Annotated in this window: 14 protein-coding genes and 1 pseudogene; 7 read left to right on the forward strand and 8 right to left on the reverse strand. The window is 48.2% G+C overall.

Annotated features, from left to right (window positions below):
* The first annotated feature begins 46 nt into the window (after positions 1 to 46).
* The gene (locus O3276_RS21975) at positions 47 to 301 is read left to right on the forward strand and encodes a hypothetical protein (protein WP_269673220.1); all 255 of its coding nucleotides are present in this window, start codon (positions 47 to 49) and stop codon (positions 299 to 301) included.
* Complete coding sequence (locus tag O3276_RS21980) at positions 301 to 3,720, forward strand: RAP domain-containing protein (RefSeq protein ID WP_269673221.1); 3,420 nt, start codon at positions 301 to 303, stop codon at positions 3,718 to 3,720. Before O3276_RS21975 ends, O3276_RS21980 begins: the two co-directional genes overlap by 1 nt.
* Positions 3,721 to 3,779: 59 nt before the next feature.
* Here the strand turns inward: O3276_RS21980 and O3276_RS21985 are convergent, their stop codons facing one another.
* A complete protein-coding gene (locus tag O3276_RS21985) occupies positions 3,780 to 4,028 on the reverse strand; it encodes a hypothetical protein (protein WP_269673222.1) in 249 nt (82 codons plus the stop codon).
* A 62-nt stretch (positions 4,029 to 4,090) separates the two neighbouring features.
* Entirely contained in the window at positions 4,091 to 4,765 is a 675-nt protein-coding gene (locus O3276_RS21990) for a hypothetical protein (protein WP_269673223.1), read from the reverse strand.
* A gap of 1,291 nt (positions 4,766 to 6,056) precedes the next feature.
* Between O3276_RS21990 and O3276_RS21995 the strand changes: the two genes are divergently transcribed.
* On the forward strand, positions 6,057 to 6,638 hold the full coding sequence (locus tag O3276_RS21995) for a hypothetical protein (protein ID WP_269673224.1): 582 nt from the start codon (positions 6,057 to 6,059) through the stop codon (positions 6,636 to 6,638).
* A gap of 125 nt (positions 6,639 to 6,763) precedes the next feature.
* Here the strand turns inward: O3276_RS21995 and O3276_RS22000 are convergent, their stop codons facing one another.
* The 5 genes from O3276_RS22000 to O3276_RS22020 all read right to left on the reverse strand — a co-directional run bounded on the left by O3276_RS22000 (position 6,764) and on the right by O3276_RS22020 (position 13,674).
* A complete protein-coding gene (locus O3276_RS22000) occupies positions 6,764 to 8,260 on the reverse strand; it encodes a WD40 repeat domain-containing protein (protein ID WP_269673225.1) in 1,497 nt (498 codons plus the stop codon).
* 633 nt (positions 8,261 to 8,893) lie between these two features.
* The gene (locus O3276_RS22005; RefSeq protein WP_269673226.1) at positions 8,894 to 9,826 is read right to left on the reverse strand and encodes a hypothetical protein; all 933 of its coding nucleotides are present in this window, start codon (positions 9,824 to 9,826) and stop codon (positions 8,894 to 8,896) included.
* A gap of 386 nt (positions 9,827 to 10,212) precedes the next feature.
* Entirely contained in the window at positions 10,213 to 11,169 is a 957-nt protein-coding gene (locus O3276_RS22010; protein WP_269673227.1) for a hypothetical protein, read from the reverse strand.
* Positions 11,141 to 12,025: a hypothetical protein gene (locus O3276_RS22015; RefSeq protein WP_269673228.1), complete on the reverse strand. Its 885-nt coding sequence runs from the start codon at positions 12,023 to 12,025 to the stop codon at positions 11,141 to 11,143. The genes O3276_RS22010 and O3276_RS22015 overlap by 29 nt, the downstream gene beginning before the upstream one ends.
* 224 nt (positions 12,026 to 12,249) lie before the next feature.
* Complete coding sequence (locus O3276_RS22020; RefSeq protein WP_269672517.1) at positions 12,250 to 13,674, reverse strand: transposase; 1,425 nt, start codon at positions 13,672 to 13,674, stop codon at positions 12,250 to 12,252.
* 346 nt (positions 13,675 to 14,020) lie between these two features.
* On the opposite strand from O3276_RS22020, the gene O3276_RS22025 reads away from it, so the two are divergent.
* The 4 genes and pseudogenes from O3276_RS22025 to O3276_RS22040 all read left to right on the forward strand — a co-directional run.
* Positions 14,021 to 14,287, forward strand: a complete 267-nt coding sequence (locus O3276_RS22025) for a hypothetical protein (protein WP_269673229.1) — start codon at positions 14,021 to 14,023, stop codon at positions 14,285 to 14,287.
* A complete protein-coding gene (locus O3276_RS22030) occupies positions 14,200 to 14,805 on the forward strand; it encodes an IS66 family transposase (RefSeq protein ID WP_269676040.1) in 606 nt (201 codons plus the stop codon). The genes O3276_RS22025 and O3276_RS22030 overlap by 88 nt, the downstream gene beginning before the upstream one ends.
* Before the next feature lie 485 nt (positions 14,806 to 15,290).
* Positions 15,291 to 16,676, forward strand: a complete 1,386-nt coding sequence (ltrA, locus tag O3276_RS22035) for a group II intron reverse transcriptase/maturase (protein WP_269673230.1) — start codon at positions 15,291 to 15,293, stop codon at positions 16,674 to 16,676.
* A gap of 98 nt (positions 16,677 to 16,774) precedes the next feature.
* Positions 16,775 to 16,996 (forward strand): annotated as a pseudogene (locus O3276_RS22040) (transposase); the annotation flags it as partial.
* Between the two features lie 117 nt (positions 16,997 to 17,113).
* Here O3276_RS22040 and O3276_RS22045 read toward each other — a convergent pair.
* The gene (locus O3276_RS22045) at positions 17,114 to 18,187 is read right to left on the reverse strand and encodes a hypothetical protein (protein WP_269673231.1); all 1,074 of its coding nucleotides are present in this window, start codon (positions 18,185 to 18,187) and stop codon (positions 17,114 to 17,116) included.
* Between the last annotated feature and the right edge of the window lie 26 nt (positions 18,188 to 18,213).

The following is an 18,213-nucleotide window of genomic DNA, read 5'->3' on the forward strand; positions in this document are numbered from 1 at the left end:
ACAACAGTCTGCTTTTTATATTTTCATGAATCAATGAAATATAATTATGGATAGAAGTTCTGGTGGTATCAGTGGTAAATATGCAAGATCAAACAATGATTACAACCGACCGGATGACCATGCCGCTTCTTCAAGGCATGGGCGATATAGATATGCCACAGTCAGACAATGGAATAATCCCCCCCCCGCACCGGGCGTAATGAATTTTACCATTCTTCTGGTGTACGCTCTTCTCAACATCTACAGTGCCGTTTGGTCAACCCTGCTCAAGATTTTAATGCCCTCATCAAACAGGAAATAATGGCTGATCTGGTGAGTAAATCTGATCATTTCGGTCATCGTTATGATGGGAGAAATCATGGTCGATACGCCAGTTCAATTAAAAAATACACGTCAGTTGTTAAAAGACCTTTAAATCGGGATGAACAAAGCCAGCTGATACGTCTGCTGCAAAATTTTACAGTAACGCGGAGCTGGAATTGGCTAAGCCTGACGACAACATTTCATTCATTGACCTCAGCAGGTGTTTTTACCCCTCATAAACCCATGGATGAGCGTTTTAAACGTACCCAAGTTGCCTTATTGTCAGCGCTACTTGATGTAGTAATATTCAAGTGCAACCAAAAACCTGAAGCCAGGGATATTGATGCCCGTGGAGTCGCCAACCTGGTGTGGGCCATGGCGAAACTGGTGGACAATGGGCAGGAGCTGACACCAGAACTCAAACAGGCTGTGACCGCGTTGTTGCCCCACGTGAGCGCACAGAATGACCAATTTATTCCTCAGAATATCGCCAACATGATGTGGGCGATGGTGAAACTGCTGGACAACGGGCTGAAGCGGACACCAGAGTTTAAAGAGGCCGTGGCCGCGCTGCTGCCCCACGTGACACAAGAAGCTGACTTTAAACCTCAGGGTATCACCAACCTGCTGTGGGCCATGGTGAAACTGGAGAACAACGGGCAGGAGTGGGCATCAGAGATCAAACGCGCCGTTGCCGCGCTGTTGCCCCTCGTGAACGCACAGACAGCTAACTTTAAACCACAGGAAATTTCCAGCCTGCTGTGGGCCATGGCGAAACTGGTGGAAAACGGGCAGGAGCAAACACCAAGGCTCAAAGAGACCCTGGCTGCGCTGTTGCCCTGCGTGACGGCACAGAAAGCTAACTTTAAGCCACAGGGTATCGCCAACCTGCTGTGGGCCATGGCGAAACTGGTAGACAATGGGCAGGAGCAGACACCAGAGCTCAAAGGGGGCGTGGCTGCGCTGTTGCCCTGCGTGAAGGTACAGAAAGACCAATTTAATGCCCAGGATATCGCCAACCTGCTGTGGTCCATGGCGAAACTGGTGAACAACGGCCAGAAGCGGGCACCAGGGCTCAAAGAGGCCTTGGCCGCGCTCTTGCCCCACGTGAACACACTGAAAGATCAATTCAATGCCCGGGGTATCGCCAACCTGGTGTGGGCCCTGGCGAAACTGGTGGAAAACGGGCAGGAGCTGACACCAACGCTCAACAAAGCTTTGGCCGCACTGTTGCCCAACGTGAACGCACAGACAGCTAACTTTAAATCACAGGAAATTGCCAACCTGCTGTGGGCCATGGCGAAACTGGTGGACAACGGACAGAAGCGAAGACCAGAACTCAACGAGGCCGTGGCCGCGCTATTGCCCTTGGTGAACGCACAGAAAGCCAACTTTAAACCACAGGGTATCGCCAACCTGATGTGGGCCATTGCGAAGCTGGTGGACAACGGGCAGAAGCAGACACCCGATATCAAGGAGGCCGTGGCCGGGCTGTTGCTGCGAGTGAATGCACAGAAAGACCAGTTTATTCCTCAGCAGATCGCCAACCTGCTATGGGCCATGGCGAAGCTGGTGAACAACGGGCAGGAACAGACACCGGAGCTAAATGAGGCTGTAGCCGTGCTGCTGCCCCAGGTGAACGCACAGAAAGACCAATTGAATCCTCAGCAGATCGCCAACCTGCTGTGGGCCCTGGCGAAACTGGTGTCTGACGGGCAGGAGCGGACACCAGGGCTCAACGATGCCGTGGCCACGCTGTTGCCCCTGGTAAACGCACAGAAAGACCAATTTATTCCTCAGCATATCGCCAACCTGCTGTGGGCTATGGCAAAGCTGGTGGACAACGGGCAGGAGAGGACACCAGGGCTCAACGATGCCGTAGCCGCGCTATTGCCCACCATCAACGCACAGAAAGCTCACTTTACACGCCAGGAAATTGCCAACTTGCTGTGGGCTATGGCGAAACTGGTGGACAACGGTCAGGAGCGAACACCCGGGTTCAACGATGCCGTGGCCGCGCTTTTGCCCTGCGTGAGCGTACAGAAAGGCCAATTTAAAGCTCAGGGTATCGCCAACCTGCTGTGGGCCATGGCGAAACTGGTGGACATTGGTCAGGAGTGGGCACCAGAACTCAGCGAGGCTGAAGCCACGCTGTTGCCCTTCGTGAACGCACAGAAAGACCAGTTTAATGCCCAGAGTATTACCAACCTGCTGTGGGCCCTGGCGAAACTGGTAGACAACGGGCAGGAGCGGACACCAGAACGTAAAGAGGCTGTGGCTGCGCTATTGCTTCGGGTGAACACACAGAAAGACCAATTCAATGCCCAGGCTATCGCCAACCTGCTGTGGGCCCTGGCGAAACTGGTAGACAACGGGCAGGAGCAAACACCTGAGTTCCAAGAAGCCGTGACCGCGCTGTTGCCCTTCGTGAGCGCGCAGAAAGACCAATTTATTCCTCAAAATATCGCCAACCTGCTGTGGGCCATGGCGAAACTGGTGGACAATGGGCAGACGCGGACACCAGAGTTCAACGAGGCCGTGGCCGCACTGTTGCCCCATGTGAACACACAGAAAGACCAATTTAACCCTCAGGGCATAGCCAACCTGCTGTGGGCCATGGCGAAACTGTTTGATAATGGACAGGAGCTGATACCAGGGCTCAATGAGGCCGTGGCCGCGCTGTTGCCCCGGGTGAACTCACAGAAAGACCAGTTTAATGCCCTGGGTCTCGCCAACCTGCTGTGGGCCTCGGCGAAACTGGGGGAATTGGTTGAGTTGAACGTGGTTACATCCACGTTTGAATCCCTTGTCTGCCGGACCAGTAAACACCCTCAGCTCTCTCATCAAGAGATATCAATGTCTCTCTGGGGAGTAATGGTATGCTGTGCCAGGTTGTCTCTGGAATGCCATGCCAATAAAAATAGTGTGCTTGAAACGCACATGGATGATCTGTTTACTCGCCTGGAAAATACCTCCCCAGACAATGAAGAGGAACAATCCATCATTACCATGGCCGCAAGTTGGCTTGGGAGAGCGTGTCCGGTGGTCCCCCATTACCCGACAATCATTTCCAAGCCTCAAACCATCGTCCGCAATCAACTGCAATCATGCATTCCCTCTTTGAAGATTGAAGAAGAACAAAGTCTTAACTCACTGCCTCCGGTTGACCTGCTACTGCCAGATCACAACATGGTGATTGAAGTTCAGGGACCGTCTCATTACGTGGGTGGTGATTTCAAAACCAGGGATGGTTCGACTCTGCTTAAAATCGCACTGTTGCAAAAAGCAGGATTTGAGGTCATTGAAATCCCGGTTAACCAGCTTTTGAACCAAGGTTCAATAAAGCGATGTATTGATCAAATAAAGACCCGGTTATTTCAGGGAAGGAGTGCCAGCGTTTCAGATACAATACAGTGATTTCTATCCTGGTCATTCAGTTTTCTTTTTTCGAGATCATGCCTTCGCCCCCTTTGGTGTTAATTTTCCAGATTCCTTTTTTCAGGATTTTTCAGCATTGCATTATACCGCTCCCTTCTTCGCTGACTTGCCAGCTTCCTTTTTTCAGGATCTTTCATCCTTTCTCTATACCGCTCCTTTTGGCGCTTATTTCTCAGCTTTCTTTTTTCAGGATCTTTCATTATTTCTCTATACCGCTTCCTTTGGCGCTGATTTTCCAGCTTTCTTTTTTCGGGATCTTGCATTCGATCCCTTTTGTACTGATTCATTATCTTTCTTTTTTTGGGATCCTTCATTCTTTCCTTATAAAGTTCCCTTTGACGCTGATTTATCAGCTTTCTTCTTCTGGATCTTGCCTTATTTTCCTTTTGCGTTGAATGTCAAGTTTTCTTTTTTCAGGGTCTTGCATTCGCTCCCTTTGGCGTTGCTTTTTCAACTCTCTCTTTTCAGGATCTTTCATCATTTCTCTATAATGCTCCCTTTTTCGCTGATTTATCATTTCTTTCTCTTTTTCAGGTTCTTGTATTCGCTTTCTTTGGTGCTTAAAAAGAAAACTATCAGCAACTTCTTTCCGTGGGATCGTTTGCGTATCACTTTTTGTTTGGTTCAGGTTTATTGGGTTAACAAAAGTAACAGGTAATAAATCCTGTCGGTTAAACAGTACGGCATGAGGATGAGTTAACTGATCATCTGGACTCAAATGCCTGACAGGTATTTGACCAGGCTCACTAACCGATAAGCATACCTGCTGAGCAAAGGAGGGATTTGATATTGATGATATATCATTACTAATGACTTTATCATCAGCGATCCAGGGTACATATTTATCAAGAACTGATTCTGGCATCTCAGGAATACCCGTTCCAGAAGAGTTCTCTGCATTGAAGTCTGCCAGAGATACAATACTGTATTCACTCAACGATTTAAGCTTGCCTGTTTCATCTTGATAGATATCTGATTGACTGTTGTAAACAGGAAAAGGAGAGTTTAGTGCCTGGCCAGACATGCATTGATACACCCGTTGTCTGCGGGCATCAAGTTTGCAGGATTGGTTTATGATATCTAATCTGTTGGAATAATGATCAGAAAAAGTAATATAGAATGAATGTAAGTTGCAGGAGTGATTCATTGAATTACTGGATTATTGAATTAATCCTATGACTACGTCCTCGTATAAAAGTTCCTTCCTGCCACAAATCATTTACTATTTTTGTCAGCGAAGCATAAGGAGCTGCGATGGCCATTAAGTGTAGTTAATCAAATGAAATCCTATTTTCTGGGGCAGTCTCTCCCGGCAACGGCTCCTGCATTGCTCTATTTACTCCATCCATGTGGTCGTGCGCGAGATTCGGTGCAGTTTATGAATAGGGCGTAGAGTCTGAAAACATCCTGCTGGATGATTTTGGTGGCTAAACCTATGATTTAAAATCTAATGTTTCAGAAAGGCCAGTTCTCTTGAGAGCTGGCCTTTTTTGTCTGTGTAATCTCTTAAAAATTTATAAAAGAGGGAGACTATTAAGAACTTTAGTGCCTAACTATCAGTGGAAATATCTATGATTCAGAATTTCATACAGAATCTGATATCAAATAACCTTAACAACGTAAATACTGATAAGGAAAGGCAGATATGGACGCAATAAAGTTGGGTGTGCTACCAGCTATGTCACACTGCAAACACTGGCAAAGTTTTCAGATGCTTGCGTTTTTGGACGAAAACTCACTAACACTGGAGTAAGTATACATAACAAAAATTCCAGGGAACCGAAGTCATCAGAATATTGTACATAGGATCTGCCATTAAATATGAACTTGCTCAGGTCTTACTGGTCAAATTTGTACTAAAGCCTTCAAAAAATAACTGACCCTATGGAAATTACCGTATGACGCCATCTACCTCTGTCCAGCTGAGCTGGCTTGAAAATATTCAATATAATTACCAAACCGAAGGATTGTGGAGCGCCCTGATCGCTGTTTTCTGTTTCTCTGGCCATTCCAGGACCATCTCGGTCGTCGAGGCCGAGAATTACATCAACGCCTATCCTGAATCCGGGCTAACACAAGCTCTGAACAGAAAAATTGGCAGCAGGAAAGTGACTCTTAGTCCTGCAGGTGACTTGCGTGCTCAGACTACAACGCCACGGCCTGACCCAAAGGACACTCAGACACCCATAGCTCAGGACGCAGGCCGGTCAAACTCACAGTCGGAGGTCAACACAGTCCAGCTATCAGAACAACAAAGGCTGGCAGAACAACATAGATTGGCAGAACAACAAAGGCTGGGTCAATTGCAGGAGAATATGAAAGAACTTGCGAATTTGGCAGCAGAGTATGTCGATATCGTCGGTGAGGTAAGTGATATCCCAATGGCTACTGTTTTTATAGGCCTGGAACTAGCGGCTATTGAGAACGGCGAGAAAACCCTCTCTGCAAAACAAATCATCAGCGATCTGAGAGCCTGGAGTAAGGAATTGAAATTTGGTTTTGACAGCATTATGGACTCATCACAAACGATTACTGATGAATCAGCAGCACAGGCCCTGAAGCAATTCAGATCCAGATTCGACAAACTGGAGCGCATACTGGAACGCAAAAAGGATGCAGGGTATATTCTGGGATCTACCCATCATGGTGCTTCCGGGCTGCTGCCTGGCATCAGAACAAATATCACTGCTTATCAAGTCCCGGCATGTATTTCAAATGCTGAGAATACAGTCATTACTTCGGCCAAAAAATTACAAAAGATTATAAACGATGGACACGAAGTTCTCGACAATGTACTTTCCGTGACACAAGGTAATAAAGATTATCAGGAATTAAAACAGAAACTGGATTCCCGGATGCAGAATATTCTTGATATGCAAGGCACTAAACACAGCTAGAAATAAACATTGTCAGGTCTTGAATTTTGAATGTATTCAAATACAAAGGCCTTCCCCTGGCTTTTCGTTTTTCTTGACTTTATTCAGGAATCAAGACCTGAACCTCGCTTCCTCGCATTTTTACCTTATTCAGTGATTTTTCTTCTCTTCAGAGGGGGAGAACCAGAAGCCTGCCGTCTATCGGTCGTTGTCGTGACTGAGTTTGCCCCGTCCGTGCGCCTATTTCTCATCAGCACCCTGCGCTTCTTGCGCAGTGGTTTGCTCAGATCCAACACCTGGACGGTCTTGTCGTCAGAGCAGGAAGCCAGCCGCCCATCGGGCAACACCGTGACTGATGTCACTCTCCCGGCATGCACCTTCAGCGTCGCCACACATTGCTCTCCGTCGGGCTTGTTCGGATCCCAAACGTTTACGATCCCCTTATTAGCGCAGGAAACCAGCCGCCCATCTGGCAATACCGTGACTGAGAGCTGCCAACCGGTATCCCCTTTGAGCGTCAATACGCATTGCTGTCCGTCGGGCTTGCTCAGATCCCACACCTTTATGGTCCCGTCAGCAGAGGTGGAAGCCAGCCGCCCATCGGGCAATACCGTGAATTTCACACAGTTTGCATACACATTGAGTGTCGCCACGCATTGCTGCCCGTCGGGCTTGCTCACATCCCACACCTTTATGGTCTGGTCATCAGAGCAGGAGGCCAGTTGGCCATTGGGCAATACCTTGACCGATCTCACACTGCCGGTATGCCCATTCAGCGTTGCCACGCATTCCTGCCCCTCGGGCTTGCTCAGATCCCACACCTTTATGCTCTGGTCAATAGAGCAGGAAGCCAGCCGCCCGTCGGGCAATACCACGACAGAATTCACGCAGTGAGTATGCTCATTCAGGGTCACCACGCATTCCTGCCCCTTGGGCTTGCTCAGATCCCACACCTTTATGGTCTTGTCTGCTGAGCAGGAAACCAGCCGCCCGTCGGGTAATAACGTGACTAAGATCACCGCGCTGGTATGCCCTCTCAGCGTCGCCACGCATTCCTTCCCCTTGGGCCTGCTAAGATCCCACACCTTTAAGGTCCGGTCAGAAGAACAGGAAGCCAGCCGACCATCGGGCAATACCGTGAGAGCATTCACAAAGGTATTATGCCCTTTCAGCGTCGCCACGCATTCCTCCCCCTTGGGCCTGCTCAGATCCCACACCTTTATGTTCGCGTCATTAGAGCAGGAAGCCAGGCGCCCGTCGGCCAATACCGTGACTGAGACCACCCCGTGGGTATGCCCCCTCAAGGTCGCCACGCAGGTGTTCAGGGAATTGCTTTGTGCAATCAGGTAGTTATTGCTGACGTATCGAAGGTAAGCCAGCCGTAATAGAGGGTCCTCAATGTCATGGTCAGGAACCGCAGGTATATCCCTGTTTTCAATTGTTTTTCTGTATGCGTCAGAAGCAGTGCCGTAATATTGAGCGGACAGTTTTTTCAATTTTTCTTCGGTATTGAACAGGGTAAGCAAACGGCTGCTTGTTGAAGCCAGGCGATGAAATTCGACGAAAGTCAGGCTGTCAGCAATTTGAGTCAGCCTTTCATCGGGTAATGCCAGTAAAGGCGACACTTGTTTAAGAGGAACCACCGAAACCCCCTCTGTGTTTTTTTCTCCCGGCGGATTACCAGACGGAGTTGTATTCCGGGGGGGGATGAGTAGAAGCATTATCAACGGCATATTTAGGCATGCCGCCTTTGACCGGTGAACAGCGCTAAAGTTCCTGCCCGACAATGCAATAAATCTGACGTTAATTGATGGCTGCACATTGGCAAGCACCAACGCGTTAATCCGTCCATTACACCGAATCATTGATGGGAGGCGTCTGTTTTTCCAGACCCGGCCGTAAACAGCTAACCACATGAAATTATATATTTCTGACTCCTTGTGCTGGAAATTTTCAGAATCGATACCATTGGTATTTTTTACCTTATTCAGTGGTTTTTCTTCTCTTCAGAGGAGGAGAACCAGAAGCCTGTCGTCCATCGGTCGCTGTCGTGACTGAGTTCGCCCCGCCCGTGTGTCTATTGTTCGTCATCACCTTTGGCTCTTTGCGCAGTGGTTTGCTTAGATCCAACACCTTTACGGTTGTTATTCTCGGAATTGATCTGAGCAAAAAGAGTTTCCAGTTACATGGAGTTGATGGCAAAGCAGCAATCGACCGGTGGTGTGCCCACATTGCTGGGAATCAGGAAATACTTAAACTTAACTGAGATCTTGCCTTCAATGGCAGATGAGAATAAAAAAATCTCTATCGCGTAACCAACCACACCGTTCATATTCCTTAATCACCGTATCCGGGGTGACCGGTTGGCCATTCAACGCCAGAGCCCTCTGGTAACATTCGGCTTTGAAGTGTGCCAATTCCCGTGTTGCCGCGGTGGCCTGATAATCCTTAACCACTGCATCCGGTGTGACCAGCTGACCATTTAACGGCAAGTCCCTCAGGCAGCATTCCGCTTTGAATCGTGCCAGCTCCAGTGTTGCTTTGGTGGCCTGATAACCCTTGACTACTGCATCTGGTGTGACTGGCTGGCCATTCAATGGCAGACTCCTCAGACAACAGTGTTCCTTAAATCGCGCCAACTCCAGTGTTGCTTTGGCTGCCAGGTAATCCTTAACCACGGAATCCGGCGAGACCTGCTGGCCATTCAACGAGAGGCCCCTCAGGCAACAGTCCGCTTTGAAACGTGCTATCGCCAATGTCTGCTTATTGTTTCGATTTGGCTTCCGGTTGAATTCCTGAATGACCTGACCCGGGTAATTTTTTCTTTTATTGTCATGCAGAATGTTCTGTAAGCACAGTTTTTGCAGGAAGAAGCCAGCTCTCAGAGATGTCCTGTCATTTCTATAGGCCCTGAGCACGACACCTGAGGTGATTTGACGTCCGTGTAATGGTTTACTTTTCCAAAAGGCATCTTCAATACATTGGCCATCATCCGGGGTACTGGTTCTTCTTCTGTGCAATTGATGATTTGATATTCTTTTACCGATAAATGTACTTCTGGACCGGCCAGTAACTCTGCCTGGGCTGGCTTGCTGGCCAGCCCGGTAGGCAGGCTTTGGATGGGGGGGGATTTGATGCTGTCGCTTGCAAAATAAACCCCAGAACGGTAAATGCCCATGTTTGCCCTCAATATGATTATCAGGTTCCATTCTTAAAGCTGAAAACAATTTTTATGAACTGTTCAAAATGGCTGCGCAGTTCATATTTAAAAGGTGGAATTGGTATAAGCAGCTTAGGATGCATTGGCAACGGGGTGATTGATCAGTCACAAGAATCGAGACCTGACTCTTGCTTCCTTGATAGATCATGCCAAACACCCTTCGACTCCGCTCAGGATGAACGGAGATGGTACACGTCAATCTCATTGAAATGATGTACTAGATCATTGACTGGCATTTGGTGCCGCTGAAGATAGACTCACTTTAAGAACGTTAACTCGCTCAATATCAGGAGCAATCAAATCCATCACACCTACTACAAATTCTTTCACTTGTTCAATTCGGCATTTTTCTGGACATACGGGAAAGATAAGCTTTCAATACACATATCTCCGCCTCCTCCTTCGTTCTCTGATTTCCTGAATACCCTGTGATACTGAGTCGACCGCGGCGCTTGCCAGTTCCTTACCGCGAGTCACTGGTTTCTTCGCCAGCTCCTGACCACGCAACCCATCCCGGTAACCGGTAATCCATTGATAGATTGAATAGGCGACAATCCCCAATCCGACCGCTGCTGCCACTAGGTGGCCTGTGGTAATGCCTGCCGTAGCGGCTGTGGACACTGAAGCGGCTGTCGGCTCTGTAGTAGTAGCAGTATACACATTAGCGGCTATTGACTCTTTAGCGGTTGTTGACACTGAAGCGTCTGTCGGCTTTGTAGTAGTAGCAGGTAACACATTAGCGGTTGTTGACTCTTTAGCGGTTGTTGACTCTTTAGCAGTTGTTGACTCTATAGCGGTTGTTGGCTCTTTAGTGGGGTTTACCGGGCAAACATCACTGTACGAAAAACCCAAAGCATCCTGAAATTCAGTTCTCGAAGAGCAACTGGCTGTTAATTCTCGCAGGTCTGCTTTTTGGCAAAGAAGCTGATCCGAGATAGGTCCAATAAACTCTTTATCGCATTTATCGCACGGTGAGACATAGTTGTCCTTCGCTCTGGTCCCGACAACTTTTCCTCCGGAGCTAACCTTCCCCCGCCCAATGCCCGCGATTGCATCCTTACCCGTCGCGTTTATCCTGCAGTTCCACGCCGTGGTGTCGGCAACCATTCCTCCTCCACCGTAAACGAACCCCCCCCCCGATGCCGGCGTGAGCCATCTCACCTGAGGTTGTGACATTGCTGCCCACCGCCGCTGTGTTGGTAACCTTTCCAGAATTAACAAGCCCCCCCCGATGCCGGCGTTTGCTTGCTTACCTAAGGTCATGACATTGCTGTTCACCGCCGTGGTGTCCTCAATTGTTCCTTTAACCTCCCCCCCCCCCGATGCCGGCATTTGCATTGGTCCACTCGGTTGTAACCGTGCAGTTCACCGCCGTGGTGGAGGCAATCCTTCCTTCAGCCTCAACCATCCCCCCCCCCCCGATGCCGGCGTCTGCATTTTCATTCAAGGTTGTGACCGTGCAGTTCACCGCCGTGGTGTCGGCAATCGTTCCTCCAGCCTTGACCCTTCCCCCCCCGATGCCGGCGTCTGCACCGAAACCCGAGGTTTTGACATGGCTGCTCACCGCTGTGATGTTGGCAATCTTTCCTCCAGCCTCAAGCCTTCCCCCCCCGATGCCGGCGTATGCAGACTCACCTGAGGTGGAAATAGTAACATTATCGGCCAAGATATCACTGACTGTGCCATTCACATTACAGGCTACTAACCCGGTGGTCTTCTTCTTGGAAGTTATAACGGCATCAGTAAATTTAAGGTTCTTGATGGTGCCTTCCAGAGTGTCAACAAAACAGTCAGACAGGCCGCTGATGGTATAGCACTGCCCATCGTACTCCCCGGTGAATGTGCCAATGAGTTTATGGGTTTCATTGACATAAATATTCGCAGTCTGTTGATATTTGCCGTCTATTGGAAATTTGACATCTCCTCGACCAATCTTGCCTAGGTCTTCTGGATTATTAATCTCTTTCGAATTCGCATACTGAAAAGAGCTGGCCAACGTGCCAAGGGCAAGTAGCCCTTTGGTTCCCTCACTCCCTTGATAGCGGGCCGTGGATGGCTGTTGAAGGGGTACGTCTTTCGAGCCGGGTTCTTTTTCCTGAGCCTCTTCCCGGGTTTCTTTTGATGTCTGTGGTAATTCCGGTTTTGCATCCGGCCCGGGCAAACCGCTTCCGGAGCGGGCATTGGCCATATCTTTCACTATGAAAAGGATGGAACTCGACGGCAAGATAGCTGTTGTGGCCAGTCGCACAAGATCTTCCACTGCTCTGCGGGAATTGAAACTGAGGCAAGGATCTTCTGTTGGAATCAATGATTTCGCAAATGCTTTACAAACAGCAACGGCATGGCCGAGCCAGGAACGCTCGTCTCCTTTCGCTATACATTGGGAGGGCCTATTACTCGACTCTCAAGTTTCTAATGCACAAGTGTTTGATATTCCGGTAAACGATACTTGAGTGAAGCAGTTGGCATCATTCTCCCCAGCTCCCTGCCCGCCATATGCTTGCTGGATATTCTCACTGGCCGGTAGTCTTCCAGAGACTCCGTCAGCTTCTTGAACTGCTCCTGAGGATTTTCTGAATCCACAACTGTCCGGATGATATCCAGCAACGCATCGATTCTGAGCTTCTCGACCAGACAGCCAACGGTAAGCGCAGGCTGCTTGTGTTCCAAGCGGGCAGATTGTTCAGGATGAAGGAGCAACATATGGTCACACAGCACGCTCAGGATCACGCCACGCTCAGACCCTTCAATGCCTTGCTGCAAGGCTCTGTTGCACCAGCCTTCATGAAGTTTCCAGTCCTCAAAGAACACCTCGATCAACCACCTCAGCGTGTGAAGCCGGGCAATATCATCATGACGCCAGGAAACATCCGTGGCGGCCAGATAGCGATAGTCGTCCTCTCCCTCGTATTTCAAAGCAATAATAAATCGCTTCTGCCCATGGGCTTTGACCTTGAGACGGGCAGACAATACCGTCACCTTTTGCTCCTTTCCTCCTCGTATGACCAGAGTTTTTTTAACGCCAGGCCCGAGATAACTGTCAAAATAGGTCTTCAGATTAACTTCTTTGTTTTTGTAGATCACCGTCTGGTTCCAACGGAGCTGGCTAACAACCTGTGTTCCCGAGAAGACTGAGGAAGCTCCATCCATAAAATGGGCATCACCATAGAGAGCGTCCGCCAGGATGCCGGTGACGTTTATATCAGGAAAGTGGCGTTGGAAGGCCTGAATCAAATCCAGCGCCAGTAGCTGTTTTGTTGGGTACTCACTGTTGGGCTTTGGCTTGGGAGGTCGATCCTTTGGAGGAACTCCCTGTTTTTTCAACAAGTCTCTTTTCTTCCGCCATTCGGTCATCTTCGGGTCAGGCATATAGAACCGGAAGTCAATGGGAATGGTCACCAGCGGGGTTTGTAAAACCAGAAAGACCAGCTCCTGACCGTTGACATAACCACTGGTCTTCTTCTCCCTAATCTTGTGGGTCTTGCCTATCTTTTTGGTTCGTTTGCATCGTGAGCGCCCGGTGTCGTCAATAAGAAGATTTCCCTCTGATAAACCATAGCGGCCAATAATGACGAGAACACTGATGCGTAGCAGTAGATGCCAGACAATTTCGGATCGGTAAAACATCCACCATAAGGCGGCTGATGTGTATTGGCCAAGGCTTCGACGTTCCATGGTTGCCCAACAGAGCTTCTGCGTCAGAATCATTGCCGAAATGACAAATGCCAGAAAATAGCGTTGCTTGGTAGTCAGTCGCTGAGCTTGCGGAGCACGGCGTAAGGCTTGATCGAGATGATCAATAAATTGAGTAGCGCAGGGAAGAATACGTATAACCATGGTCACATGAATGTTGCCAATACATTACTTTGCAACCAAGCTTGGTACAGCAGGCCTCCTGTTGCCACGATGAAGACTCTGCGCAGCTAAAGTCCGAGTAGCGGCAGTGAGACCTGCTCAAATTTGACCCAATAGTCAGACTAAAACTTTAGAGTCGAGTATTAGATAATGGTTGCTGAATGGGTTGCTGAATGGGTTGCTGAATCATAACAGGACTCTTGATCTTGTAATGCATAACATTACATTAGAAATGTGCACAAAAAGTTACTGGGCACCCCCCTTATTCGTCCATGCAGTGACGTAAAAGTTCCTGGGTTATGTTGTTTTAAGGGTAGAAAAACATCAAATGTCAGATATTTTCTTTTATACGTCTTTTGCCGCTTATAAAACTGGTGCCGGTGGTCACAAGGTTATCGATATCCTGATCATCGCCATCATGAGTGGTGCAAAGACCTGGGAAGATATTGAAAGTTACGGCCATGATACTACCCCGGCTACGCCAGCCTTTGCTCGAAATACCCAAAGATCACTCATGCCGAGTGCTGGACACACAGCCGACGTTATTTCGTCAAGTCAGAAAAAGCGGAACCCGAAGCGACCAAAGAAGTCCTGAAACAGATCGGCGCACTGTACAAGGTTGAAGATGACATCCGTCGTCAGGGGTTGGAAGGCGACGCACTGCGTGATTATCGCCAACAAAAAGCCAAACCCCTGGTTGACCAGTTCTTTGAATGGAACCGGGAGCAGCTGAGACGGCTTGACCTGGTTCCCAGCAACCCTCTGAGCAAGGCACTGGGCTATGTTCACAAGCGGGAAAAAGAGCTTCAGGTTTACCTGAACGATCCAACGGTAGCGATAGACACCAATCATCTTGAACGTGGCCTTCGTTGCATCCCGATGGGTAGAAAGAACTGGATGTTCTGCTGGACGGAAGAGGGCGCAGACAATGTTGCCGTGTTCCAGACGCTGATCACCAGCTGCCAGCTGGCGGGCATCGATCCCTACAAATACCTGGTTGATGTTCTCCAACGCATCAGCCTCCACCCGGCCCGTGATATCAGGGAACTGATACCGCGACTCTGGAAAGAGAAATTCGGGGCCAATCCATTAAAAGCCGATCTCGACAAGTAGGGGGAGTCTGCCCCCCGTTTGGACGCTTAGTGTGCCGAGATAAATCGGCAAGATGTTAAGGGTGAAAGTCCCTGTGGGGTAAGACTGGCGGGTCGCCCCAGCCTCGAGTCATGCGCCGTATATCGTAAGGTATCCGGTGAAGCGTTGACAGGGGAGCCTGTAGGCTAAGTATTGAGCTGCGAAATCCAATAATCCGAGGTGCTGATGTTGTTAAGCGATGCAGAAAGCAATATTGCAGGTTGCACTACACCGCAAGTGACCTGTGGGCCTCGCGCAGTCGGAGACCTTGTGCATGCAGGTACGCATCTTGTGCGGAACTCGGGAGATCCTGCTGGTTTCTCCTGTTTAGCCATAGGAGACGCAGTAGGGAAGGTTAATAGCCATACGCCTATTGTCGTCGGCAGGAAGTCGGACAAGCCCATAGTACCTGAGAAGCGCCGAACAAAGCAGAGAGATCTGTGGCGGAGGTTGTGGAGGAAAGGGGTTTGACCAAGAGGAATATCCAACAGGATGTCCGTGACCCGACTCAGCGCGGGAATAGCACTATGTCCAATCTGTTGGGTATACGTCAGGCTGCGGCAAAGGATCGTCGTTTACAGTTCACGGCCTTGTTTCACCATATTACACCTTATCTGTTGAAAGACTGTTTCTTTCAATTGAAACGGAGGTCGGCAGCGGGGGTAGATGGTGTTACATGGCAAACCTATCAGCGGGATTTGGATAACCGGCTGGCATCCTTGCACGAACGATTACATAAAGGAAGCTATCGCCCCCGAGCGGCCAGAAGGATAATGATTCCGAAGGCTGACGGTGGTGAGCGTCCGATCAGTGTATTCTGTCTGGAAGATAAGATAGTCCAGCAGGCAGTAGTCAAGGTATTGGAGGGGATTTACGAGAATGATTTCCGTGGTTTTTCTTACGGTTACCGACCTTTGAAAAGCCAACATGATGCATTGGATGCTCTGACGGTGGGAATCAAACGTAATCCGGTGAACTGGGTGCTGGATCTGGATATTCGGAAATTCTTCGAACAGGTCGAACATGAGTGGCTGATCATGTTTTTAGAGCATCGGGTGAGGGACAAGCGCATTATCCGCTTGATAAGACAGTGGATACAAGTAGGGCACTACGACGGGGATGGTCGTCGTGTTCGAAGCGTAAGAGGGATGCCACAGGGATCGGTGATATCGCCGCTATTATCAAATATTTATTTGCACTACGTGTTTGACCTTTGGGTTGACCAATGGCGAAAGCGGGAAGCCTCTGGACGAATGATTGTGGTTCGCTTTGCGGATGACAGTGTGCTGGGCTTTCAGCGTGAGCATGATGCAAAGGTCTTCCTGAGTGAGCTTGGTAAAAGACTTGGGCAGTTTGGTTTGTCCTTGCATGAGGATAAAACCCGATTGATACGCTTTGGTCGCTTTGCCAAAGTTGACTTGAAGAAAAGGGAGCAGGGAAAGCCGGAGACGTTTACGTTTCTTGGATTTACTCATATCTGCGGTATTAGTCGAAGCAGTGGAAACTTCAACATTGTCAGACGAACCAGCAAAGAGCGAATGCGAGCGACATTGAGCAAGATCAAAGACTATCTCCTGAAACACAGGCATGACCCCGTGCCGGAGCAGTTGAAGTGGTTGAGACGTGTACTGCAAGGTCACATGAACTACTTTTCGGTGCCTGGCAATGGACTGAGAATCAATGCCTTCAGGACAGCAGTGCAAAAGATTTGGTACAAAGCCTTGAAGCGGCGCAGCCAGAGAAGCAGACTGAACTGGAAGAAGTTTGGTGCCTTCATCAACACTGTGTTGCCCAAAGTAAAAGTTCTTCATCCATGGCCGGAGCAACGGTTTGACGTTAAATACTCGAGGTAGGAGCCGTATGCGCTAGCAGTGCAAGTACGGATCTGCGCAGGGGGTGGCGGGTGACCGCCATTCCTACTGTGACCGGATTTACTTTTAAGGAGCTAGTGTCATCCTCTGGAATACGGGTGATAGAAGGTGTTTTTCACTTACAGCATGTGAATGCATACCACAGCCACCTGAAGCAGTGGATTACAGGGATTTTTCACGGAGTTGCGACAAAATATCTATCACACTATCTGGGATGGAGAAGGGCTTTAACTGGCATCAATGCTCTAACATCTGATCGACTGGCCAATAAAATTTTAGAATTTCTTCACTTCAACCCTTAAACGCAACATAGCTGGAAAAGCGTTTTTGTTCTCCGTGTCTCTTTGCCTCCGTGGCAATTTTCTTTCACGGCAAAGCTCGATCGGAATAGGCCACAATGGGCAAGGTGGGTGGGCCACTTATATTTGTGCATTGTATACCTCTAAAAGCAGCTGATATTCTGGTCTTATGTTTAAGTATCTTCTTGAAACTGCGAACATTCTGAAGTAGGGGTGATCATCTGAATTACTTAAAGCTGAAAACAATGTGGGTAAAATTTTCTGGTTAAAAACAGCTTTAGAGCAAGGTTTATTTTTTCTTGTTTTTATTGCTTTATAAAATGGTTGTTCAGTTTTTTTTAATTCTTCTCCCAATCTTTTTATTTTATCCTTCTTCTCTTTAGTGGAAAATGGTGGAGATTCGTTGTCCCGGGAAAACAGATTTAAATCATTGGCATGTTGATAATTTTTTTTGTTTGCGATTATTGTTGAAGGGTCGCCAGTGAGCCATTGATCAAGACTGAATGCACCTACCATCGACTGTAAGATTTCGAAAAGGTTATTTTTTCTGAGAATAACGAAATCATGGGAATATACTTTAACATGAGGAAGTAAATAATAAATCTTATGTATAAAAATATAATTATGTTCTGGGTCACTATTGATGTACGTCTTATATATCTGCTGATCATAAGGGAAAAAAATATAAGGTCTCGAGTACTCTGCTTTAGAGAAGTTTTTTTCAAGAACTGATACCGTCGTGTGGCATGCATCCTCATTGTTTAGTTCATTAATACTCAATTCTAATGCAGATGAAAATGAGTCACTTGCTTTTATGAGAGGTTTTTCAGGCAAGTATTCTTTATCTATATCCTGTTTTTCAGAAGCAACGTTGGATAACAATCTACTATCTACCTTAATCTCATTATGAAGTGAAACACATCTTGCAAATGCGCAGGAAGTTTCCTCTAAGGTTCTCTTAATATGTTGTGATTCTTCCACGATTGTAGTTGATTTTGCTTTATCTGCTACCAGGGGAAAATTGAGTGATGAAGGTTTACTCTTTTTCAAGACTGTGACCTCTCTACCCATGAGAACGCCAGTTGGTGTCTCTGGTAGAGATTGATCAGTCATATAGATGTTCTCTTCTGAATAAGATGAGTCTGCATTGCTCATACCACGCAGACCAGTGCCTTTAATCCAGCTTGTCAGCATCTCTTGTTTCCCAGATTTGTAGAGTG

It is taken from the genome of Endozoicomonas sp. GU-1 (genome assembly GCF_027366395.1).
Taxonomy (GTDB): Bacteria; Pseudomonadota; Gammaproteobacteria; order Pseudomonadales; family Endozoicomonadaceae; genus Endozoicomonas.